The sequence below is a fragment of the Microterricola gilva genome (genome assembly GCF_004217495.1).
GTDB classification, from domain to species: Bacteria; Actinomycetota; Actinomycetes; order Actinomycetales; family Microbacteriaceae; genus Microterricola; species Microterricola gilva.
Window position 1 is genome coordinate 1,051,677 of the sequence record NZ_SHLC01000001.1, and the last position, 16,934, is coordinate 1,068,610.

Annotated in this window: 17 protein-coding genes; 13 read left to right on the forward strand and 4 right to left on the reverse strand. The window is 70.3% G+C overall.

The window, feature by feature from the left end; all coding sequences use genetic code 11:
- Positions 1 to 3: 3 nt before the first annotated feature.
- The 3 genes from EV379_RS04710 to EV379_RS04720 are packed head-to-tail and all read left to right on the forward strand — an operon-like array spanning position 4 to position 3,664.
- Positions 4 to 1,665 (forward strand): efflux RND transporter periplasmic adaptor subunit, encoded by a 1,662-nt coding sequence (locus EV379_RS04710; RefSeq protein WP_242616238.1) that lies wholly within the window; start codon positions 4 to 6, stop codon positions 1,663 to 1,665.
- Positions 1,662 to 2,363, forward strand: a complete 702-nt coding sequence (locus tag EV379_RS04715) for an ABC transporter ATP-binding protein (protein WP_130505118.1) — start codon at positions 1,662 to 1,664, stop codon at positions 2,361 to 2,363. The genes EV379_RS04710 and EV379_RS04715 overlap by 4 nt, the downstream gene beginning before the upstream one ends.
- On the forward strand, positions 2,360 to 3,664 hold the full coding sequence (locus tag EV379_RS04720; RefSeq protein WP_130505119.1) for an ABC transporter permease: 1,305 nt from the start codon (positions 2,360 to 2,362) through the stop codon (positions 3,662 to 3,664). The genes EV379_RS04715 and EV379_RS04720 overlap by 4 nt, the downstream gene beginning before the upstream one ends.
- A 131-nt stretch (positions 3,665 to 3,795) precedes the next feature.
- On the opposite strand, the gene EV379_RS04725 is transcribed toward EV379_RS04720, so the two are convergent.
- Positions 3,796 to 4,689, reverse strand: coding sequence for an HhH-GPD family protein (locus EV379_RS04725; RefSeq protein WP_130505120.1), 894 nt, complete (start codon positions 4,687 to 4,689; stop codon positions 3,796 to 3,798).
- 71 nt (positions 4,690 to 4,760) lie between these two features.
- On the opposite strand from EV379_RS04725, the gene EV379_RS04730 reads away from it, so the two are divergent.
- Positions 4,761 to 5,375: a nucleoside/nucleotide kinase family protein gene (locus EV379_RS04730; RefSeq protein WP_130505121.1), complete on the forward strand. Its 615-nt coding sequence runs from the start codon at positions 4,761 to 4,763 to the stop codon at positions 5,373 to 5,375.
- Positions 5,376 to 5,402: 27 nt separating this feature from the next.
- On the opposite strand, the gene EV379_RS04735 is transcribed toward EV379_RS04730, so the two are convergent.
- A complete protein-coding gene (locus tag EV379_RS04735; RefSeq protein WP_130505122.1) occupies positions 5,403 to 6,440 on the reverse strand; it encodes a ketopantoate reductase family protein in 1,038 nt (345 codons plus the stop codon).
- Positions 6,441 to 6,506: 66 nt separating this feature from the next.
- Between EV379_RS04735 and truB the strand changes: the two genes are divergently transcribed.
- From truB to EV379_RS04755, 4 genes are read left to right on the forward strand one after another with little or no spacing between them, the layout of a single operon-like run.
- The gene (truB, locus tag EV379_RS04740; protein ID WP_130505123.1) at positions 6,507 to 7,445 is read left to right on the forward strand and encodes a tRNA pseudouridine(55) synthase TruB; all 939 of its coding nucleotides are present in this window, start codon (positions 6,507 to 6,509) and stop codon (positions 7,443 to 7,445) included.
- On the forward strand, positions 7,442 to 7,810 hold the full coding sequence (locus EV379_RS04745) for a hypothetical protein (protein WP_130505124.1): 369 nt from the start codon (positions 7,442 to 7,444) through the stop codon (positions 7,808 to 7,810). The genes truB and EV379_RS04745 overlap by 4 nt, the downstream gene beginning before the upstream one ends.
- A gap of 36 nt (positions 7,811 to 7,846) precedes the next feature.
- Positions 7,847 to 8,293, forward strand: a complete 447-nt coding sequence (locus tag EV379_RS04750) for a hypothetical protein (RefSeq protein WP_242616239.1) — start codon at positions 7,847 to 7,849, stop codon at positions 8,291 to 8,293.
- A complete protein-coding gene (locus tag EV379_RS04755; RefSeq protein ID WP_130507304.1) occupies positions 8,293 to 9,228 on the forward strand; it encodes a bifunctional riboflavin kinase/FAD synthetase in 936 nt (311 codons plus the stop codon). The genes EV379_RS04750 and EV379_RS04755 overlap by 1 nt, the downstream gene beginning before the upstream one ends.
- Before the next feature lie 187 nt (positions 9,229 to 9,415).
- On the opposite strand, the gene EV379_RS04760 is transcribed toward EV379_RS04755, so the two are convergent.
- The gene (locus EV379_RS04760; protein ID WP_130505126.1) at positions 9,416 to 10,063 is read right to left on the reverse strand and encodes a hypothetical protein; all 648 of its coding nucleotides are present in this window, start codon (positions 10,061 to 10,063) and stop codon (positions 9,416 to 9,418) included.
- Between the two features lie 23 nt (positions 10,064 to 10,086).
- On the opposite strand from EV379_RS04760, the gene EV379_RS04765 reads away from it, so the two are divergent.
- Positions 10,087 to 11,301 (forward strand): MFS transporter, encoded by a 1,215-nt coding sequence (locus EV379_RS04765; protein WP_130505127.1) that lies wholly within the window; start codon positions 10,087 to 10,089, stop codon positions 11,299 to 11,301.
- A gap of 38 nt (positions 11,302 to 11,339) precedes the next feature.
- Here the strand turns inward: EV379_RS04765 and EV379_RS04770 are convergent, their stop codons facing one another.
- Entirely contained in the window at positions 11,340 to 12,302 is a 963-nt protein-coding gene (locus EV379_RS04770) for an ROK family protein (RefSeq protein ID WP_130505128.1), read from the reverse strand.
- Between the two features lie 119 nt (positions 12,303 to 12,421).
- Between EV379_RS04770 and EV379_RS04775 the strand changes: the two genes are divergently transcribed.
- The 4 genes from EV379_RS04775 (at position 12,422) to EV379_RS04790 (ending at position 16,841) form a co-directional block, all read left to right on the forward strand.
- The gene (locus tag EV379_RS04775; protein WP_130507305.1) at positions 12,422 to 13,366 is read left to right on the forward strand and encodes a sugar-binding transcriptional regulator; all 945 of its coding nucleotides are present in this window, start codon (positions 12,422 to 12,424) and stop codon (positions 13,364 to 13,366) included.
- A 71-nt stretch (positions 13,367 to 13,437) separates the two neighbouring features.
- Positions 13,438 to 14,427, forward strand: a complete 990-nt coding sequence (gene deoC / locus EV379_RS04780) for a deoxyribose-phosphate aldolase (protein WP_423203255.1) — start codon at positions 13,438 to 13,440, stop codon at positions 14,425 to 14,427.
- Between the two features lie 12 nt (positions 14,428 to 14,439).
- Positions 14,440 to 15,984 carry an aldehyde dehydrogenase family protein gene (locus EV379_RS04785; protein WP_130505130.1) on the forward strand — a complete coding sequence of 515 codons (1,545 nt, stop codon included), beginning with the start codon at positions 14,440 to 14,442 and terminating at the stop codon, positions 15,982 to 15,984.
- Positions 15,981 to 16,841 carry an aldehyde dehydrogenase family protein gene (locus EV379_RS04790; RefSeq protein ID WP_130505131.1) on the forward strand — a complete coding sequence of 287 codons (861 nt, stop codon included), beginning with the start codon at positions 15,981 to 15,983 and terminating at the stop codon, positions 16,839 to 16,841. The genes EV379_RS04785 and EV379_RS04790 overlap by 4 nt, the downstream gene beginning before the upstream one ends.
- Positions 16,842 to 16,934 lie beyond the last annotated feature (93 nt).

A 16,934-nucleotide genomic window follows, 5' to 3' on the forward strand; every position in this document is an offset into this window, starting at 1 on the left:
ACGATGCTGCGCGGCCGCAAGAAGGGCGCGACGTCCGACGCCGATTCCGGCGCAGACTCGCTGACGCCAGACGAAGCTCCATCCGAGGTTGACGCGATTCTGCGCGGCGACACGGCCGCCGCTGACGACGCCGACGACGCCACCGCGCCCGCGGTCAAGCCGGATCCGGCTGTCGTCGGATGGCGCAGGGTGCTGCACGGCAACCGCTCGCTCTGGGTGCTCGCGGCCGTCGCGATCGTCTCGCTCGTCGCCGGTGTCGCGCTCAGCGCCGTGATCGTGTCGCCTGGGCAGGCCGCCGCCGACGCGAAGCCCCCGGAGCCCGGTCTCATCACCGTGCCCGTCGAGCTGCGCACCCTCTCGAACGACGTCACCCTGCGCGGCGACGTCGTCTACGCGGATTCCGTCGACGTCACCCTCGAGGCCGGGGACCGCACCGGCCCGGCCGTCGTCACCGGCCGGGTGCCGGAGGTCGGGGCAACCTTCGGGCCGGCATCCGTCGCCCTCGAGGTTGCCGGTCGGCCCGTCATCGTGCTGCCTGGCGAGCTCCCCGTCTATCGCACGCTGCGTCTCGGCCTGGCCGGGCCAGACGTTGCCCAGCTCAAGAATGCGCTGCGCTCGCTCGGCATCGATCCGGGTGGCTCTGAGTCATTCGACGCGGCGACGGCGGCCGCCGTAGCCGAGCTCTACGCCCGCGTCGGCTATCCGGCGCCGCAGCCGGCCGATGGCACCGACGACGTCGTGCGCGGTGCGCGTGACGCCGTCCGCTCGGCGGAAGCCGGTGTCGCCAGCGCGCAGCGGGAACTCGCCAACGCCGGCTCCGGTCCATCTGGGGCAGAGCGGGTCGCGCTCGACAACGACATCCGTGCAGCGGAGCGCGCACTCGTGACGGCCCGGGAGAACGCGAAGACTCCTCCTGTGGCCGGCGAACCGCAGAACCCGAACGCCGTTGCCGATGCCGAAGATGCGGTGCGCCTCGCGTATGCGAAGCGGGACGTCGCTCTCGCCGCGCCGGACACCGGCGCACAGGCATCCGCCGTCGACTTCGCCCAGCGTGCACTCGCCGATGCGCAGGAGGCGCTGGCCGCGGCCGAACAGGGTACGCTCACCTTCCTGCCCGCCAGCGAGGTGCTCTACCTCTCCGGGCTGCCGCGCCGCGTCGACGAGGTGATGGCCAAGCGTGGCACCGTCGCGCAGTCCGCCGTGATGCGAGTATCCGGCGCCGAGCTCATCGTCGCGGCATCCGCGGCCGAGAGCGACGCGAAACTGCTGACCGTCGGCGACACGGCGACGGTCGCCGTGGGAGACGACGGCTCGCTCAGCGCGACCGTCACCGCGCTTGCACCGCGCAAGGCAACGGGCAAGGAGGCCGGAGTCCGCTACGACGTGACGCTGGCGCTGGTGAACCCGACACCCGAGCAGGTGCAGTCGCTGCAGGGCCAGAACGTGCGGATCGCGATCCCGATCGGCGCGACGGCCGGCGAGGTTCTCGCGGTTCCCGCAGCCGCGCTCACCGCGGGGGCCGGGGGAGAGTCCCGGGTCGAGGTCGTCGTGCCAGGTGAGAAGGACACCAAGCTCGTCGCCGTCACCACGGGTCTTGCCGCGGAGGGATTCGTCGAGATCAGCGGCGACATCGCTGAGGGTGAGCAGGTCGTGGTCGGCCGATGACCGACACCGCCGCCGACTCGCCCAGGGAGACCGTGGTCGAGTTGGTTGACGTGACCCGCTCGTTCCCCGGCCCGCCGGAGGTTCAGGCGTTGAAAGGCGTCAACCTGGCCATCAACCGTGGCGACTACCTCTCGATCGTCGGGCCGAGCGGATCGGGCAAGTCGACGCTGCTCAACGTGCTCGGGCTCCTCGACCGGCCGAGTGTCGGCGAGTTCCTGCTCGACGGCGTGCGCACCGGCTCACTGAGCGAAGACGAACGCGCGGCGCTGCGCGGGCGCAGCATCGGTTTCGTGTTCCAGTCATTCCACCTGCTGCCGCGGCGCACCGTTCTCGACAATGTCCTCATCTCCACCCTGTACAGCGGTGTGCCCCGTGCGGAGCGGATGCCGCGTGCCCACGAAGCGCTCGAGCGCGTCGGCCTCAGTCATCGCCTCGACTTCCTGCCGACGACGCTCTCCGGCGGTGAGCGCCAGCGCGTCGCGATCGCCCGCGCCGTGATCGCCCAGCCGCGCGTGCTGTTGGCCGATGAGCCGACGGGCAACCTCGACGCGAAGACCTCGCGCGAGGTGATGGACCTGTTCGAGGAACTCAACGCCGACGGCCTGACACTGGTCGTGATCACGCACGACAACGCCGTCGCCGAGCGCGCGAGCCGCGGCATCCGCATCGACGACGGCCGTGTGAGCGTGCTGCGATGACCGCCGGCTGGATCCGCGGCCGACTGGCATCCGTCTCAGAACGGTTCCGCCGCCGCGAGGGGGCACCGAACCCGGTCAAACGCGCGGACCGCTTCACCGCCCAAGACCTGCTCGTCGAGGTGAGCCACGGCATCGGTGGGCACACGGGTCGGCTCGTGATGACGACGATGGGAACCGTGCTCGGCATCGCATCGCTCGTCGTGACGATCGGTTTCGCGCAGACGGCGGCCGGGCAGATCGCCAGGCAGTTCGACTCCGTGGCCGCGACCCAGGTTCTGGTCACGCCGGGCACGACCGGCGCGATGTTCGGCAATTCCAAGCCGAAGACCGCGTTGCCGTGGGACGCCCCAGAGCGCGTCGAGCGCCTCGTCGGTGTCGAACAGGCCGGCCTCGTCGGCGCCGTCGACGTTGCAGGGCAACGGATCACCTCGGTCCCGGTGAACGATCCGTCCGCGGCCCAGACAAGCGGGCCGGCTGTGCTCGCGGCATCGCCGGGTCTGCTCGATGCCGTGCGCGGCCGCATCGTCACCGGGCGGTTCTTCGACGCCGGCCACGATGAGCGGGCCGACCGCGTCGTCGTGCTCGGCACGCGGGCGGCCGAGGAACTCGGTGTGAACCGCATCGACAGGCAACCGGCAATCTTCATCGGCGATCGCTCGTACACGGTGATCGGCATCGTCGACAAGATGCAGCGCCGCACCGACATGCTCGACGCCGTGATCATTCCCGCTGGCACGGCCCAGGCCGATTTCGGGTTGCGCGCGGCCGAGGAACTGCACGTCCGAATCGCGGTCGGTGCCGGTGGCGTCGTCGGCAAGCAGGCGCCGATCGCCCTCGACCCGAACACTCCGGACAACTTCGAGGTCGTCGCCCCGCAGACGGGATCCGAGCTGCAGGAGAGCGTGCAGGCCGACGTCAATGTCGTGTTCCTGATTCTCGGCCTGATCGCTCTCCTGGCCGGTGGTCTCGGCATCGCGAACGTCACGTTGCTCTCGGTGTCAGAACGTGTCGGCGAGATTGGCCTGCGCCGCGCTCTCGGTGCCACCCGGCGTGAGATCCGGGCCCAGTTCATGCTGGAATCGGTGGTGATCGGCCTGCTCGGCGGTCTGATCGGCGCGGCCCTCGGAGTCTTCGCGGTCGTCGGCGTCTCGCTCGTGCAGCAGTGGACGCCCATCATCGACCTGCCGATGGTCCTCGGCTGTGCGGTGCTCGGGGCCCTCGTCGGGCTGGCCGCCGGTGCGTACCCGGCGGCGAAGGCGAGCAGGATCGAGCCGATCTCGGCGCTGCGCCACGGCGTGTAGCTGCCCGACGGTGCCGAGGAGCACCCGTGCAGTCTGGCCCGCATTAACCGCGCGGGCCCGGTGAATACTCCGGGCCCGTGCAGTTTTCGCGGGCCCACGCCAGCCAGGCCGATTCCGTGGATGCGTGCTGGTTACTCGTGCGGCAGCGTGTAGCCGCCCTCGGCGGATGCCACGGCGAGCCCGTCGGCAATAAGGCCGCGCAGCGCACGCTCGCGCTGGGCGGCATCCGGCCACACCGTGTCGATCTCGGCTGCCGTCACCGGCTTGTGCGCCGCGCGCAGCTCCTTCATGATGAGCCCGCGCACCTGGCGGTCCGAGCCCTCGAACTTCTTCTGCACGCTCTTGCGCGGGCCGAGGTAGGCGGGGGATCCTGCCGCGATCCAGGCGCACTGCTCGCGGATCGGGCAGTCGCCGCAGCGGGGCGTCCTGGCGACGCAGACCAGCGCGCCGAGTTCCATGATTCCGGCGTTGAAGTCGCGCGCGTCGACGAGCCCCTCCGGCAGCAGCTCCTCCATCGCGGCGAGGTCGCGGGCCCGGCTGGGCGGTGCCGGCTCGGCCTGACCCTGCACGGCACGCGCGATCACGCGCCTGGTGTTCGTGTCGACGACGGGATGCCGCAGGCCGTAGGCGAAGGCCGCAACCGCCCTCGCCGTGTAGTCGCCGACGCCGCTGAGGGCGAGCAGCTGGTCGACGTCGCTCGGCACCACGCCGCCGTGGCGCTCGGTGATCTCGACGGCCGCGGCGTGCAGCCAGAGTGCGCGGCGCGGGTAGCCGAGGCTGGACCAGGCGCGCAGAGCCTCGGCCGGGGGAGCGGCTGCCAGATCCGCCGGCGTCGGCCAGCGCTCCAGCCAGGCGTTCAGGTGCGGGATCACCCGGTTGACCGGGGTCTGCTGCAGCATGAACTCGCTCACCAGGGTGCCCCAGGCGCTGAAACCGGGCTCGCGCCACGGCAGGGTACGGCCGTTCTCGTGGAACCAGGCGACGATCGTCTCCGGTATGGCGGTTGCGGCGGCGGTGGTAGTCATCCCTTCCAGCGTAGACGGGAGCGGCGGAGCCGGCAGGGCCGCCTGGTGTGCGCCCGGCGTAGGCTCGAGGCATGGAACTCGTCCTCACCCCCCGTGTTCGCTTCCTCCGCGGCCTCGCCGATGAGATCATGCACAACTACGGCCGCGGGCGCACGATCGTCGCGATCGACGGCGCGCTGCAGAGCGGCAAGACGGCGTTCGGCGACGACCTCGCCGCGGTGCTGGAGGAGCGCAAACACCCGGTGTTCCGGGCGAGCCTGGAATGGTTCCACCGCTCTCGCGATGAGCAGGCGAAGTTCGGCGAGGAAACCGCTGAGCGCTATTACCGCTACGGCTTCGACTACTCACTGCTGCGCCGGGTGTTGATCGAACCGTTTCGGATGGGCGGCAGCACCGGCTTCGTGACGAAGGCGTTCGACCCCAGGCGCGGCATCCAGGTGCTGCCGAAGTGGGAGACGGGCCCGATCGACGCGACGCTGATCATCGACGGCCGTTTCATCAACCGACCGGAGCTGCGCGGCCTCTGGAACTACAGCGTCTTCCTCGACAGCGCACCGGTCGATGGGCCGGACGGGGATGCCGACAGGCTCTACTTCGCCGAGGCCTCCCCGCGCACGCAGGCAACGGCGATCATCGACAACTCCGAGCCGGCGCTGCCCCGCCGCATCTTCGCCGACAGCTGCTGAGCACCACGGGCCAGCGGGCGCTGAGACTCAGCCGAAGGCGTTGATGCGACCGATGGCGTGCGCGGCGGAGAGGAACTCGCCGCTCTGCTCGACCTCGTGCACGAGCGCGGTGATCGCGGCGTTCACAGGTGTTGCGACCCCGGCGACCAGGCCGGCCCGCTCGACGGCACCGTTCAGGTAGTCGATCTCGGTGCGCTGCCCACGGCGGAGGCTTTGCTGGGTCGACCCAAGGTTCGGCACGTTGCCCATCCGCCGCTTCATCGACAGCGGCAGCAGCTGGCCGAGCCACAGCGGCATGTGCGCGAACAGGCGGAGCCGCGCGTCGCTGAGCCGTTGCAGCGAACCGAAGCGCACGCCGCTGGCGATGCCGACCTGCACGGCCTCGCGCATGCTGCGGGTCAGCGCAATCCGGAGCCCGCGGTGGGCGACGACCTCCTGCACGGTGAGGCCCGTGATTGCCGGAAGGCCGTTGAGCATGTTGACGATGAGCTTGGTCCACTGCGCCCCGACGAAGTTGCTCTGGGCGATGACGGGCGCGGCCTCGGCGAGCACGCCCCGCCAGCGGAGCGTCTCGGCGTCGGCCGGCCCCGTTCCGCGCCCGAGGTAGCTCGGCGCCGCCGTCGTGACGCGCACCTCGCCCGGCGTCGTGTAGTTGGCCGCGATGATCACGAGCAGGCCGAAGCACTCCGAGTTCGGCAAGACGCGCTCTGCGGTCTGCACGCCGTCGAGGCCGTTCTGCACAACGATCACCGGCACGCCGTCGAGCCCGCCGCCGCCGTCGAGCGCCGCGGCACCCTCAAGAGCTGCGGCGTTCTGCACCAGCGCCTCTTCGGCATCCTGCGCCTTCGTGCAGAGCAGCACCAGATCGGGGCGTGCGCTGAGGGTCTCGGATGCCGCGACGCGCGCGTTGGCCACGCCGAAGCCTCCGCTCAGGCGGATCCCGCGCTCCCGGATCGCGCTGAGCTGCGCCCCGCGCGCGGTCACCTCGACCTCGTGGCCGGCTCGGCTGAGCAGCGCGGCAAAGGTGCCGCCGAGGGCACCGGCCCCGATCACCGCAATTCTCATGATTCGAGCGTAGAGGGTCGGCCGGCCGGGCACGGGGCCACACGAGCGCGATGTTAGCCTTGAGTCGTGAGCAGCAGCGGCATCCTCCTTCTCGACAAGCCGCAGGGCTGGACCAGTCACGACGCCGTGGCCAGGACAAGGCGTCTCGCGGGAACCCGCAAGGTCGGCCACGCCGGCACCCTCGATCCGATGGCCACCGGCCTGCTCGTCCTCGGGGTCGAGAGCTCGACCCGCCTGCTCACCTACGTCGTCGGACTCGACAAGGAATACCTGGCCACCATCCGCCTCGGTGCCGCGAGCACGACCGATGACGCAGAGGGCGAACTGATCGGCGCGGTGCCCGCGGCCCGCGCGGCCGACATCGACGAGGCGGCGATCGCGGCCGGCATCGAACGCCTCAGCGGCGACATCGAACAGGTGCCGAGCTCGATCAGCGCCATCAAGGTCGACGGCAAGCGCGCGTACGCGCTCGTGCGGGCAGGCGAAGAGGTGCAGCTGAAATCGCGCGCCGTCACCGTCTCCGAGTTCGAACTCCTCGGCAGCACCGTCGTCGACGGCTACCTCGACCTCGAGGTGCGGGTCGTCTGTTCCTCCGGCACCTACATCCGCGCCCTCGCCCGCGACCTCGGCGATGACCTCGGCGTCGGCGGCCACCTGACGGCACTCCGACGCACCCGGATCGGACCGTTCTCCGTCGCGGATGCCGGCGAGCTCGACTCGATCGACGTAGCCACCGCCCTGATCCCACCCGCCGACGCCGCGGCCCGACTGTTCGAGCGGCTCGAGCTCAGCGAGCAGCAGGCCATCGACCTCGGCCACGGCAAGCGCATCGAGGTGGACGCGGCCCAGCGCGGCAGCACCCAGCCGATCACGACGCCGGGCGCGTTGCGCGCGGCGATCGCGCCGGACGGCCGCCTCGTCGGCCTCCTCGAGCTGCGCGGAGCCGACGGCAGCATCGGCAAGTCCGTCGTCAACTTCCCGAGCGATGTGGTGGCCGGCGCATGATCGAGTGGTTCACCTATCTGCAGATCGCCGTCGCCGTGATCGCCGGGCTGATCGCCATCGTGCGCGGCCTCGCAGGCAAGCCCCCGAGCGACCTCGTGCTCGGCGCGCTCGGCGTCGTCGAGCTCCTGCTCATCGTGCAGCTGGTGATCGCGATCGTCGCACCGCTGACCGGCAACGAGGCGTCTGGCAGCGTGCTCGAGTTCTACGTCTACCTGATCTCGGCGATGCTGCTGCCGATCGCGGCCGGCTTCTGGGCGCTGATCGAACGGAGTCGCTGGAGCACCGTCATCCTCGGTGTCGCCGCCCTCTCCGTTGCCGTGATGCTCTACCGGATGCTGCAGATCTGGACCGTGCAGGGTGTGTGACGCGGGGCGCTCCCACTCCTGCGATAATTGACGACTGTGACTGTTCAGCCCTCCTCCCGTCCCCGAGTCGGCCGCTCAAGCGGAGTCGGTCGACTTCTGATCACGGTCTACGCCATTCTGGCGCTGGGCGCGACGGGGCGCTCGGTCGTGCAGATCATCGAACGCTTCGACACCGCGCCTCTGGCGTTCACCCTCTCGGCGATCGCGGCTCTGGTCTACATCGTCGCGACGATCGCCCTCATCGCGCCCGGCCCGGTGTGGAACAGGGTGGCGTGGATCGCGATCGGCTTCGAGGCCGTCGGAGTGATCGTCGTCGGCGCGCTGAGCATCGCGATGCCGGAGCTCTTCCCCGAGGCGACCGTGTGGTCGGTCTTCGGCATGGGCTACCTCTTCATTCCCCTTGTGCTGCCATGGCTCGGCCTGTGGTGGCTCGCCAGTGTGCGCGCGTCGGAACGCGCGGCCGCGACATCCGGGGCCGCATGATGCGGATCTTCTCCGGCGTCGAGCAGGTGCCAGCCGACTGGGCGCGCTCGGCGGTGAGCATCGGCAAGTTCGACGGTGTGCACGCCGGCCACCGCGCGTTGATCGACGCCATGCTGCGGGCGGCGGATGCCGAAACGCTCGCCTCGGTCGTCGTCACCTTCGACCGCAACCCGCTCGCCCTGCTCGCGCCGGACGACTGCCCGACGGCGCTCGTCAGCATCAGGCAGAAGCTCGACCTGCTGGCGGGGACAGGCGTCGACGCAACCCTCATGCTCAGCTTCGATGCGGCACTGGCCGCGCTGCCGGCCGAGGATTTCGTGCGCCTGATCCTCGTCGACACGCTGCACGCCGCACGCGTGCTCGTCGGCCATGACTTCCGCTTCGGGGCGCGGGGTGCAGGCAACGTCGAGCTGCTGCGCAGCATGGGCGCCGAGCTCGGCTTCGCCGTCGACGTCATCGACGATGTGCACCCGGACGGCGATCGGCGCATCTCCTCCACCTGGATCCGCGAGCTGCTCGACAGCGGCGACGTCGCCGGTGCCTCCCGCCTGCTCGGACACATCCCGACCGTGCGCGGCGAGGTCGTGCACGGGGCGGCACGCGGTCGCGAGCTCGGCTATCCGACCGCCAACCTCGCTGCCGAGTCCGAGGGCCTCGTTCCCGCTGACGGCGTCTACGCCGGGTGGCTCGTCGACGACGGCGTGCGTTTCCCCGCCGCCATCTCCGTCGGCAACAACCCGACATTCGAGGGCGTTCCGCACAAGCAGGTCGAGGCCTACGTGATCGACGAAGACCTCGATCTCTACGGGCACTGCGTCGAGGTCGAGTTCGCTGAGCGCATCCGCGGCATGGTCGCGTTCACCGGCATCGAGCCGCTGATCGAGCAGATCGGCGACGACGTCGAGAAGGCGCGCGCACTCCTCGCCACCGCCTGAGCCGCGGCCGGGCCGCGCGCCGCTCCGCCGTCGCCACCGCGCCATTCGGCCGCCCTGTTGTGTCAGTAACTCAGGCAGTCCGACAGCTCGCCCGCCAGACGGGGCGAATCCGGTCGCTGGGCCCCATCCTGCCTGAGTTACGGACGCGATGTGCGCGGCCGTCCGCGCGCTCGGCCGGCCTGCGCGCTCAGGCGCCGGGGACGCTGTGCGCGCGCCCGAACAGGAACAGCAGGATCGACTCTGCGTCCGACTCCAGCGCCGGCCCGAAGCCGACGCTCCACTCGGCGTCGACGGCGCGCAAACGGTGGCCACGGGCCGCCGCCTTCACCGCGTACGGCGCGCGCTGAAGCTGGTAGAGCGCGACGGAGCCGGAGGCGATCGGGCTGAGCCCGAGCGCGATGCCCTGCGGGCTCGCGATGTCGAGCGCTGCGCAGACGGATGCCGCCAGCTCGGCGACGCGGGCGTGGCCGGGCGCCGCAGCCAGGGCACGCAGCTCGGCGACGGCTGTCTCGGGGGAGCGGGCAGGACTCGCCCGCACGCGGAGCTCCAGGGCGCGCGCTGCCCGCAGCGGCGTGCGCAGCAGCTGGCGGCGGAGGGCGGCGCGGCGGACGCCGGGCGGGGTCTGCAGGCGCCAGAGCAGCACAGTGGCCGTCTCGGCCATCGAGCAGCCGGGGCGGGCGCTCTGCGCGTGCCAGTCGGCGGCCGGCATCCGTTCGATGATGTCGGCCAGACGGGTGAGCACCGCGCTCAGCTCCGCGGAGCGATCGGCGCTGAGCTGGGACTCGTCGCCGCGCTCGCGCTGGCTCAGCGGAAGGTGCTTGGCGAGATCGCTCATGCCAGCAAGCCTAGACTTCATAGGTGACCGATCAAGCCGCCCGACCTCTCTGGGCGGGGCGAACCCTCGCGCTGCTCGGCATCCTGCTCGTCGCCCTGAATCTGCGCACGGCCGTCGCGGCCCTCTCGCCGATCGCCGCCGAGATCACACAGGACATCCCGCTCTCGCCGATCGCCCTCGGCGTCCTCGGCATGCTCCCGCCTGTGTGCTTCGCGCTGTTCGGCATCCTCTCGCCCGTATTCACTCGGCGCTTCGGTCTCGAGCCGGTGCTCATCGCCGCGCTCGTCGCGATCGTCGTCGGCCACACGCTGCGCGGCCTCTCCGTGTCGCTGCCGATGCTGCTGCTCGGCAGCGCGATCACCTTCGCCGGCCTCGGAGTCGGCAATGTGCTGCTGCCGCCGCTGGTCAAGAAGTACTTCCCCGATCGCGTCGGCCTGATGACGACGCTCTACGCCACCGCGCTCTCCGTCGGCACTTTCATCCCGCCGCTCTTCGCCGTTCCCGTCGCGGAGGCCGCTGGCTGGCAGTTCTCGCTCGGCATGTGGGCCGTCTTCGGCATGCTCGCGCTGCTGCCGTGGGTGACGCTGATGATCGGACACCGCACGCGCGGCGCAGAACTCCCGGAGGAGGCGCGGCCGGAGCTCCTGGTGCGCGTCTGGCGGTCATCGCTCGGCTGGTCGCTCGCCGTCGTCTTCGCGACGTCCTCCCTCAACGCCTACGCGATGTTCGCCTGGCTGCCGGCGCTGCTCGTCGACACCGCGGGGCAGACGCCGGCAGAGGCGGGGGCGATGCTCTCGCTCTACGCCGCGATGGGGCTTCCGGCCGCACTCGTGATTCCCGTGCTCGCGGCGAGGCTCCGCCACATCGGGGTGCTCGTCTACCTCGGGGTCGCGTTCTTCATCGTCGGCTACCTGGGACTGCTGCTCGTTCCGGCAGAGCTCACCTGGCTGTGGGTGGCGTTGGCCGGGCTCGGGCCGCTGATCTTCCCGCTCTCGCTCGTGCTGATCAATCTGCGCACGCGCACGCACGAGGGTTCCGTCGCGCTCAGCGGTTTCATCCAGGGCGTCGGGTACACGATCGGCGCGCTCGGCCCGCTGTTGGTCGGCGTGTTCCACGAGCTGAGCTCGGGCTGGAGCCTGCCGCTGCTCTTCCTCATGGCGACGGCCGTGGTCTGCGCATTCGCCGGATCGGTGGTCGCGCGCCCGCACATGCTGGAGGACGGCCCGGCCCACCGCTGAGCCGCGCGCCGCAGCCGCAGCCGTCGCGGCGGCTGTTGCTAGGCGACGAGGGCGGCGCGGTGGATCAGCGCGGCGGCGCCGATGAGGGGGCCGTCACCGGAGAGCCCGGACGGCACGATCAGCACCCGCGTGACGTAGCCGAACTCGACGCGCTCGGCCACTGCGGCCCTGGCGTGCTCGAACAGCAGCGGGCTCACATGTGAGAATCCGCCGCCGATCGCGACAACGTCGAGGTCGACGAGGCTCGCGGCCGAGGCGATCGCGCGCCCGACGGCTCGGCCGGCCCGTTCGACGGCGCGCACGGCGATCGGGTCACCGGCCAGGACGGCCGCGGCGAGCTCCTCGCCCGTGCTGCCGCTCCAGCCCTGGGCGTTGGCCCACTCGACCGTGCGGGGGCCGGACGCGACGGCCTCCAGGCAGCCGAGGCCGCCGCAATGGCAGGGGTCGTCGTGCCCGCCGATCTCGACGTGGCCGATGTGGCCGGCGTTACCGCTCGGGCCAGGCACGGTGTGGCCGCCGAGCACGAGGCCGCCCCCGACACCGGTCGAGACGATCATGCCCATGACGTTGTCGTAGCCCTGGGCCGCCCCGACCCAGTGTTCGGCGAGCGTGATGCAGAGGCCGTCCATGCGCAGGGTCACCGGGATGCCAGGCAGCACGGGGTGCACGGTGTCGGCGACGAGCTCGCGCAGCGGATAGTCACGCCACACGGGCAGATTCAGCGGAGACACCCGCCCGGCGCCGAGGTTGATCGGGCCGGCCGCACCGATGCCGACGCCGCGCACCAGGCCCGCGTCAAATGCGGCATCCGGCCCGCTCAGCATGGCGAGAACACCGCGGATCGCGGAGCGCACGCTCTCGGCGAGCTCCTCCGCGCTCTGCCCGCGCCCGGTGGGGAAGCGGTGGCGGCTCGACGGAAGGACGGCGCCGTGCTCATCGACGAGCGCGGCTTCGACCTTGGTGCCGCCGATGTCAAGGGCGATGGCGAGGGATGCAGGCATGCATCGAGCATAGGGGTGCGCGGCGGGGGCATCCGTCCTGCTCATATGAGCAGAGACGGCTACGAGTGTTGCGATGCGCGCCGCGTCCGGCCTACTCTGGAAGAGAGGAAAGGCGAGTGATGGTCGAGAGCGACGAACTGTTGTCGATCCGTGCTGCGGAGCTGTACTACGAAGAGAACAAGACGCAGGACGAGATCGGTTCGATACTGCGTTTGACGCGCTGGAAGGTGGGGCGTCTGCTCGCCCAGGCCAAAGCCAACGGCTTCATCCGCATCGAGATCGTGCACCCCCGGGCACGCCGGCTTCCCGTCGAGCGGAAGCTCCGGGAGAAGCTCGGCCTGAAGGATGCCGTCGTGGTCTCCTCCGCCGGCGTTGCCGACGACGACGAGCTGCAGTCGCGCACGGCGCAGGCCGCCGCCGACTACCTCACCTCGCTCCGCCCGATCCCGCGCACACTCGGCCTCAGCTGGGGTCGCACGCTGCACGACGTCTCCATCCACCTCAAGCAGGGCTGGGCGCCTGGCGTCAACGTCGTGCAGATCAACGGCGGCGTCAGCCTGAACCGGCGTGCAGGCACCGCCGCGACCACGGCCGTCACGATCGCCAGCAAGGCCAGCGGCCAGGCGACTCTGCTGCCGAGCCCGGCCATCCTCGAGCGCATCGAGACCAAGCGGGCCATCGAGGCCGACCGTTCCGTCGCCGCCGTGCTCGAAATGGCGGGAACGGCCAACGCCTACCTGTTCAGCGCGGGAGCGGCCGATCAGAACTCCGTACACGTCGACAGCGGCTACATAACGGCGGAGAATGTCAGCGAGCTCGTGCGCAAGGGCGCGGTCGGTGACGTCATCGGTCGCTACATCGACAGCAACGGCAACATCGTCGACCCCGCGCTCGATGACCGCACCGTCGGGCTCCGGCTCGACGATCTGCGCAACGCCGCGTTGACCATCGCGGTCATATCCGGAGCGGCCAAACACGCCGTGGCCGGGGCCGTCGTGAGCAGCGGGCTCTGCAAGGTCCTCGTGACCGACGAAGACACGGCCAACGCCCTCCTCGGCCAGTAGGCCAGAGCAGCACCCCTCAACACTCAACACAACCGCCCAAACAGTGAGGACACCTCGTGACAGGCACCCAGATCATTCCCACCGAACGCGCGCTCGCGCTCATCGGCGGTGAACCAAGCGACGCGAATCTGCGCCGCTACCTCCACGGCATCGCCGGAGTCGACGCCGTCGGCCTCGAGCAGCGCGCTGCGGCACTCGGCACGCGCTCCATCAAGACCACGTCCAAGGCGTGGGCGCTCGACACCATCATCAAGCTCATCGACCTGACGACCCTCGAGGGTGCTGACACCCCAGGCAAGGTGCGCTCGCTCGTCGCCAAGGCGATGACACCGGATGCCGGAGACCCCAGCTGCCCGCGCGTCGCGGCCGTCTGCGTCTACGGCGACATGGTCCCGTACGCCGTCGAGGCGCTCGGCGCTGCCCACGGCGACCCTGACAACGGCGGCATCAGTGTCGCCGCCGTCGCGACGGCGTTCCCGAGCGGCCGGGCCTCGCGCTCGATCAAGCTCGAGGACACGGCCGACGCCGTGCGCGCCGGAGCGGACGAGATCGACATGGTCATCGACCGCGGCGCGTTCCTTTCCGGTCGCTACGGGCTCGTCTACGACGAGATCGTCGCGGTCAAGGAGGCGTGCAAGCGCCCGGACGGCAGCTACGCCCACCTTAAGGTGATCCTGGAGACCGGCGAGCTCAACACCTACGACAACGTCCGCAGGGCCTCCTGGCTGGCGATCCTTGCCGGAGCCGACTTCATCAAGACCTCAACGGGCAAGGTGGCCCCCGCCGCCACCCTCCCCGTCACCCTGCTGATGCTCGAGGTCGTGCGCGACTGGTACCGCCTCACGGGCGAGAAGGTCGGCGTCAAGCCGGCCGGCGGCATCCGCTCGTCCAAGGACGCCATCAAGTATGTGGTGACCGTTGCCGAGACGGTCGGCGAGGAGTGGCTCACGCCGCACCTGTTCCGCTTCGGAGCCTCCAGCCTGCTGAACGACGTGCTGATGCAGCGACAGAAGATGGCGAGCGGGCACTACTCCGGCGCCGACTACGTGACGATCGACTAAGGACCAGACACAATGAGTTTCCTCGAATACGCACCTGCTCCAGAGTCGCAGGCGATCCTGCACCTGAAGAGCGACTACGGACTGTTCATCGACGGCGAGTTCGTCGAGGGGCGCGGCACTCCGTTCCAGACCATCTCCCCGGCCACCGAGAAGCACATCGCGACCATCGCGCACGCCTCCGATGCGGATGTCGACCTGGCCGTCGCGGCCGCCCGTCGTGCATACGACACGACGTGGTCGCGCATGTCGGGCAGCGACAGGGGCAAGTACCTCTTCCGCATCGCCCGTCTCGTGCAGGAGCGCGCCCGTGAGCTCGCCGTGGCCGAGACCCTCGACAACGGCAAGCCGATCAAGGAGAGCCGCGACGTCGACGTGCCCCTCGTCGCCGCCTGGTTCTTCTACTACGCCGGCTGGGCAGACAAGCTCGACCACGCCGGACTCGGCGCCAACCCGGCATCCCTCGGCGTCGCGGCCCAGGTGATCCCGTGGAACTTCCCGCTGCTGATGCTCGCGTGGAAGATCGCCCCTGCGCTTGCCGCTGGCAACACCGTCGTGATCAAGCCGGCGGAGACCACCTCGCTGTCCGCAATGATCTTCGCCGAGATCCTGCAGCAGGCAGACCTCCCGCCCGGCGTCGTCAACATCATCACCGGGGCCGGCGACACCGGCTCGGCGCTGGTGAACCACGGCGACGTCAACAAGGTAGCGTTCACCGGCTCGACCGCGGTCGGCCGCATGATCGCCCGCTCGACGGCAGGTACAGACAAGAAGCTCACGCTCGAGCTCGGCGGCAAGGCCGCGAACATCGTCTTCGACGACGCTCCGATCGACCAGGCCATCGAGGGCATCGTCAACGGCATCTTCTTCAACCAGGGGCACGTCTGCTGCGCCGGCAGCCGCCTCCTCGTGCAGGAGAACATCCACGACGAGGTCGTCGATCGCTTGAAGGCGCGACTCTCGACGCTGCGCCTCGGCGACCCGCTCGACAAGAACACCGACATCGGCGCCATCAACAGCCGCGAGCAGCTGGAGCGCATCCGCGAGCTCAGCGACATCGGTGAGTCGGAGGGCGCAGAGCGCTGGACCGCCGATTGCGCCATCCCGGAGAACGGCTTCTGGTTCGCCCCGACGATCTTCACCAACGTCGCGACGAGCAACCGCATCGCCCGCGACGAGGTGTTCGGCCCTGTGCTCTCCGTGTTGACGTTCCGCACGCCGGCCGAGGCGATCGCCAAGGCCAACAACACGCCGTACGGCCTCTCCGCCGGCATCTGGACCGACAAGGGCAGCCGCATCCTGGCCGTGGCCGACAAGCTGCGCGCCGGCGTCATCTGGGCGAACACCTTCAACCGCTTCGACCCGTCCAGCCCGTTCGGCGGCTACAAGGAGTCCGGCTACGGCCGCGAGGGCGGCCGTCACGGCCTCGCCGCGTACCTGAAGCCGGCCTCCAGTAGCACCGCGGCGGCGGCCAAGGCCGCCAATGCCTTAACCACCAGTGCAGCCTCAACCAGTGCCGTTACCCCGAAGGCCAAGACCGCAAAGAAGGCCAGCAAATGACCCGTCTCGCCGTTCCCAAGACCTACAAGCTCTACATCGGCGGCAAGTTCCCGCGCAGCGAGTCCGGCCGCACCTACGAGGTGCTCTCTGCCAACGGTGAGTTCCTCGCCAACGCGGCGCTCGCCAGCCGCAAGGACGCCCGCGACGCCGTCGTGGCCGCCCGCTCGGCCGTCGGAGGCTGGGCAGGCGCGACCGGTTACAACCGCGGGCAGGTGCTGTACCGCATCGCCGAGCTGCTCGAGGGGCGCCGTGCGCAGTTCGTCGCCGAGATCCGCGATGCGGAGGGCGTCACCGCTGCTGCGGCATCCGCCCAGGTCGACGAGGCGATCGACCGGTGGGTCTGGTACGCCGGCTGGGCCGACAAGTACGTGCAGGTCGCGGGCAACGCCAACGCGGTCTCCGGCCCGTACTTCAACATCTCGGTGCCGGAGCCGACCGGCGTCGTTGCGATCATCGCGCCGCAGGATAGCTCGCTGCTCGGCCTCGTCTCGGCCGTCGCTCCCGCCCTCGTCGCTGGCAACAGCGTCGTCGTCGTGGCCAGCGAGAAGCTGCCGCTCGCCGCGATCAGCCTGAGCGAGGTGCTGGCGACGAGCGACGTCCCCGGCGGCGTCGTGAACATCCTCACCGGTTCGCCTGCCGAGATCGCGCCCTGGCTGGCCAGCCACGCCGACGTCAACGCCATCGACCTGGTCGGCGGGGGAGACCTCGACTGGATCTCGCTGCAGGTGGCCGCGGCCGACACGCTCAAGCGCGTGTTCACGCCGGAGAACGGCGCGGATGCCGCGGCACCGACGCTCGGCCGCATCACCGGTTTCACCGAGACCAAGACCGTCTGGCACACCAAGGGTCTGATCTAGGCGCCGGATCGTCGACGCCCGCGAACGCCGCTGAGCGCTGGCCGCTGGGAGAGCCGCCGCCACCCGATCTGGGGTGGCGGCGGCTCTATTCTT

Excerpts from the sequence above, each read along its gene's own strand:
- EV379_RS04710 (WP_242616238.1), top strand. The coding sequence starts at position 4 with ATGCTGCGCGGCCGCAAGAAGGGCGCGACGTCCGACGCCGATTCCGGC.
- EV379_RS04715 (WP_130505118.1), top strand. The coding sequence starts at position 1,662 with ATGACCGACACCGCCGCCGACTCGCCCAGGGAGACCGTGGTCGAGTTG.
- EV379_RS04720 (WP_130505119.1), top strand. The coding sequence starts at position 2,360 with ATGACCGCCGGCTGGATCCGCGGCCGACTGGCATCCGTCTCAGAACGG.
- EV379_RS04725 (WP_130505120.1), bottom strand. The coding sequence starts at position 4,689 with ATGACTACCACCGCCGCCGCAACCGCCATACCGGAGACGATCGTCGCC.
- EV379_RS04730 (WP_130505121.1), top strand. The coding sequence starts at position 4,761 with ATGGAACTCGTCCTCACCCCCCGTGTTCGCTTCCTCCGCGGCCTCGCC.
- EV379_RS04735 (WP_130505122.1), bottom strand. The coding sequence starts at position 6,440 with ATGAGAATTGCGGTGATCGGGGCCGGTGCCCTCGGCGGCACCTTTGCC.
- EV379_RS04745 (WP_130505124.1), top strand. The coding sequence starts at position 7,442 with ATGATCGAGTGGTTCACCTATCTGCAGATCGCCGTCGCCGTGATCGCC.
- EV379_RS04755 (WP_130507304.1), top strand. The coding sequence starts at position 8,293 with ATGCGGATCTTCTCCGGCGTCGAGCAGGTGCCAGCCGACTGGGCGCGC.
- EV379_RS04760 (WP_130505126.1), bottom strand. The coding sequence starts at position 10,063 with ATGAGCGATCTCGCCAAGCACCTTCCGCTGAGCCAGCGCGAGCGCGGC.
- EV379_RS04770 (WP_130505128.1), bottom strand. The coding sequence starts at position 12,302 with ATGCCTGCATCCCTCGCCATCGCCCTTGACATCGGCGGCACCAAGGTC.
- EV379_RS04775 (WP_130507305.1), top strand. The coding sequence starts at position 12,422 with ATGGTCGAGAGCGACGAACTGTTGTCGATCCGTGCTGCGGAGCTGTAC.
- EV379_RS04785 (WP_130505130.1), top strand. The coding sequence starts at position 14,440 with ATGAGTTTCCTCGAATACGCACCTGCTCCAGAGTCGCAGGCGATCCTG.
- EV379_RS04790 (WP_130505131.1), top strand. The coding sequence starts at position 15,981 with ATGACCCGTCTCGCCGTTCCCAAGACCTACAAGCTCTACATCGGCGGC.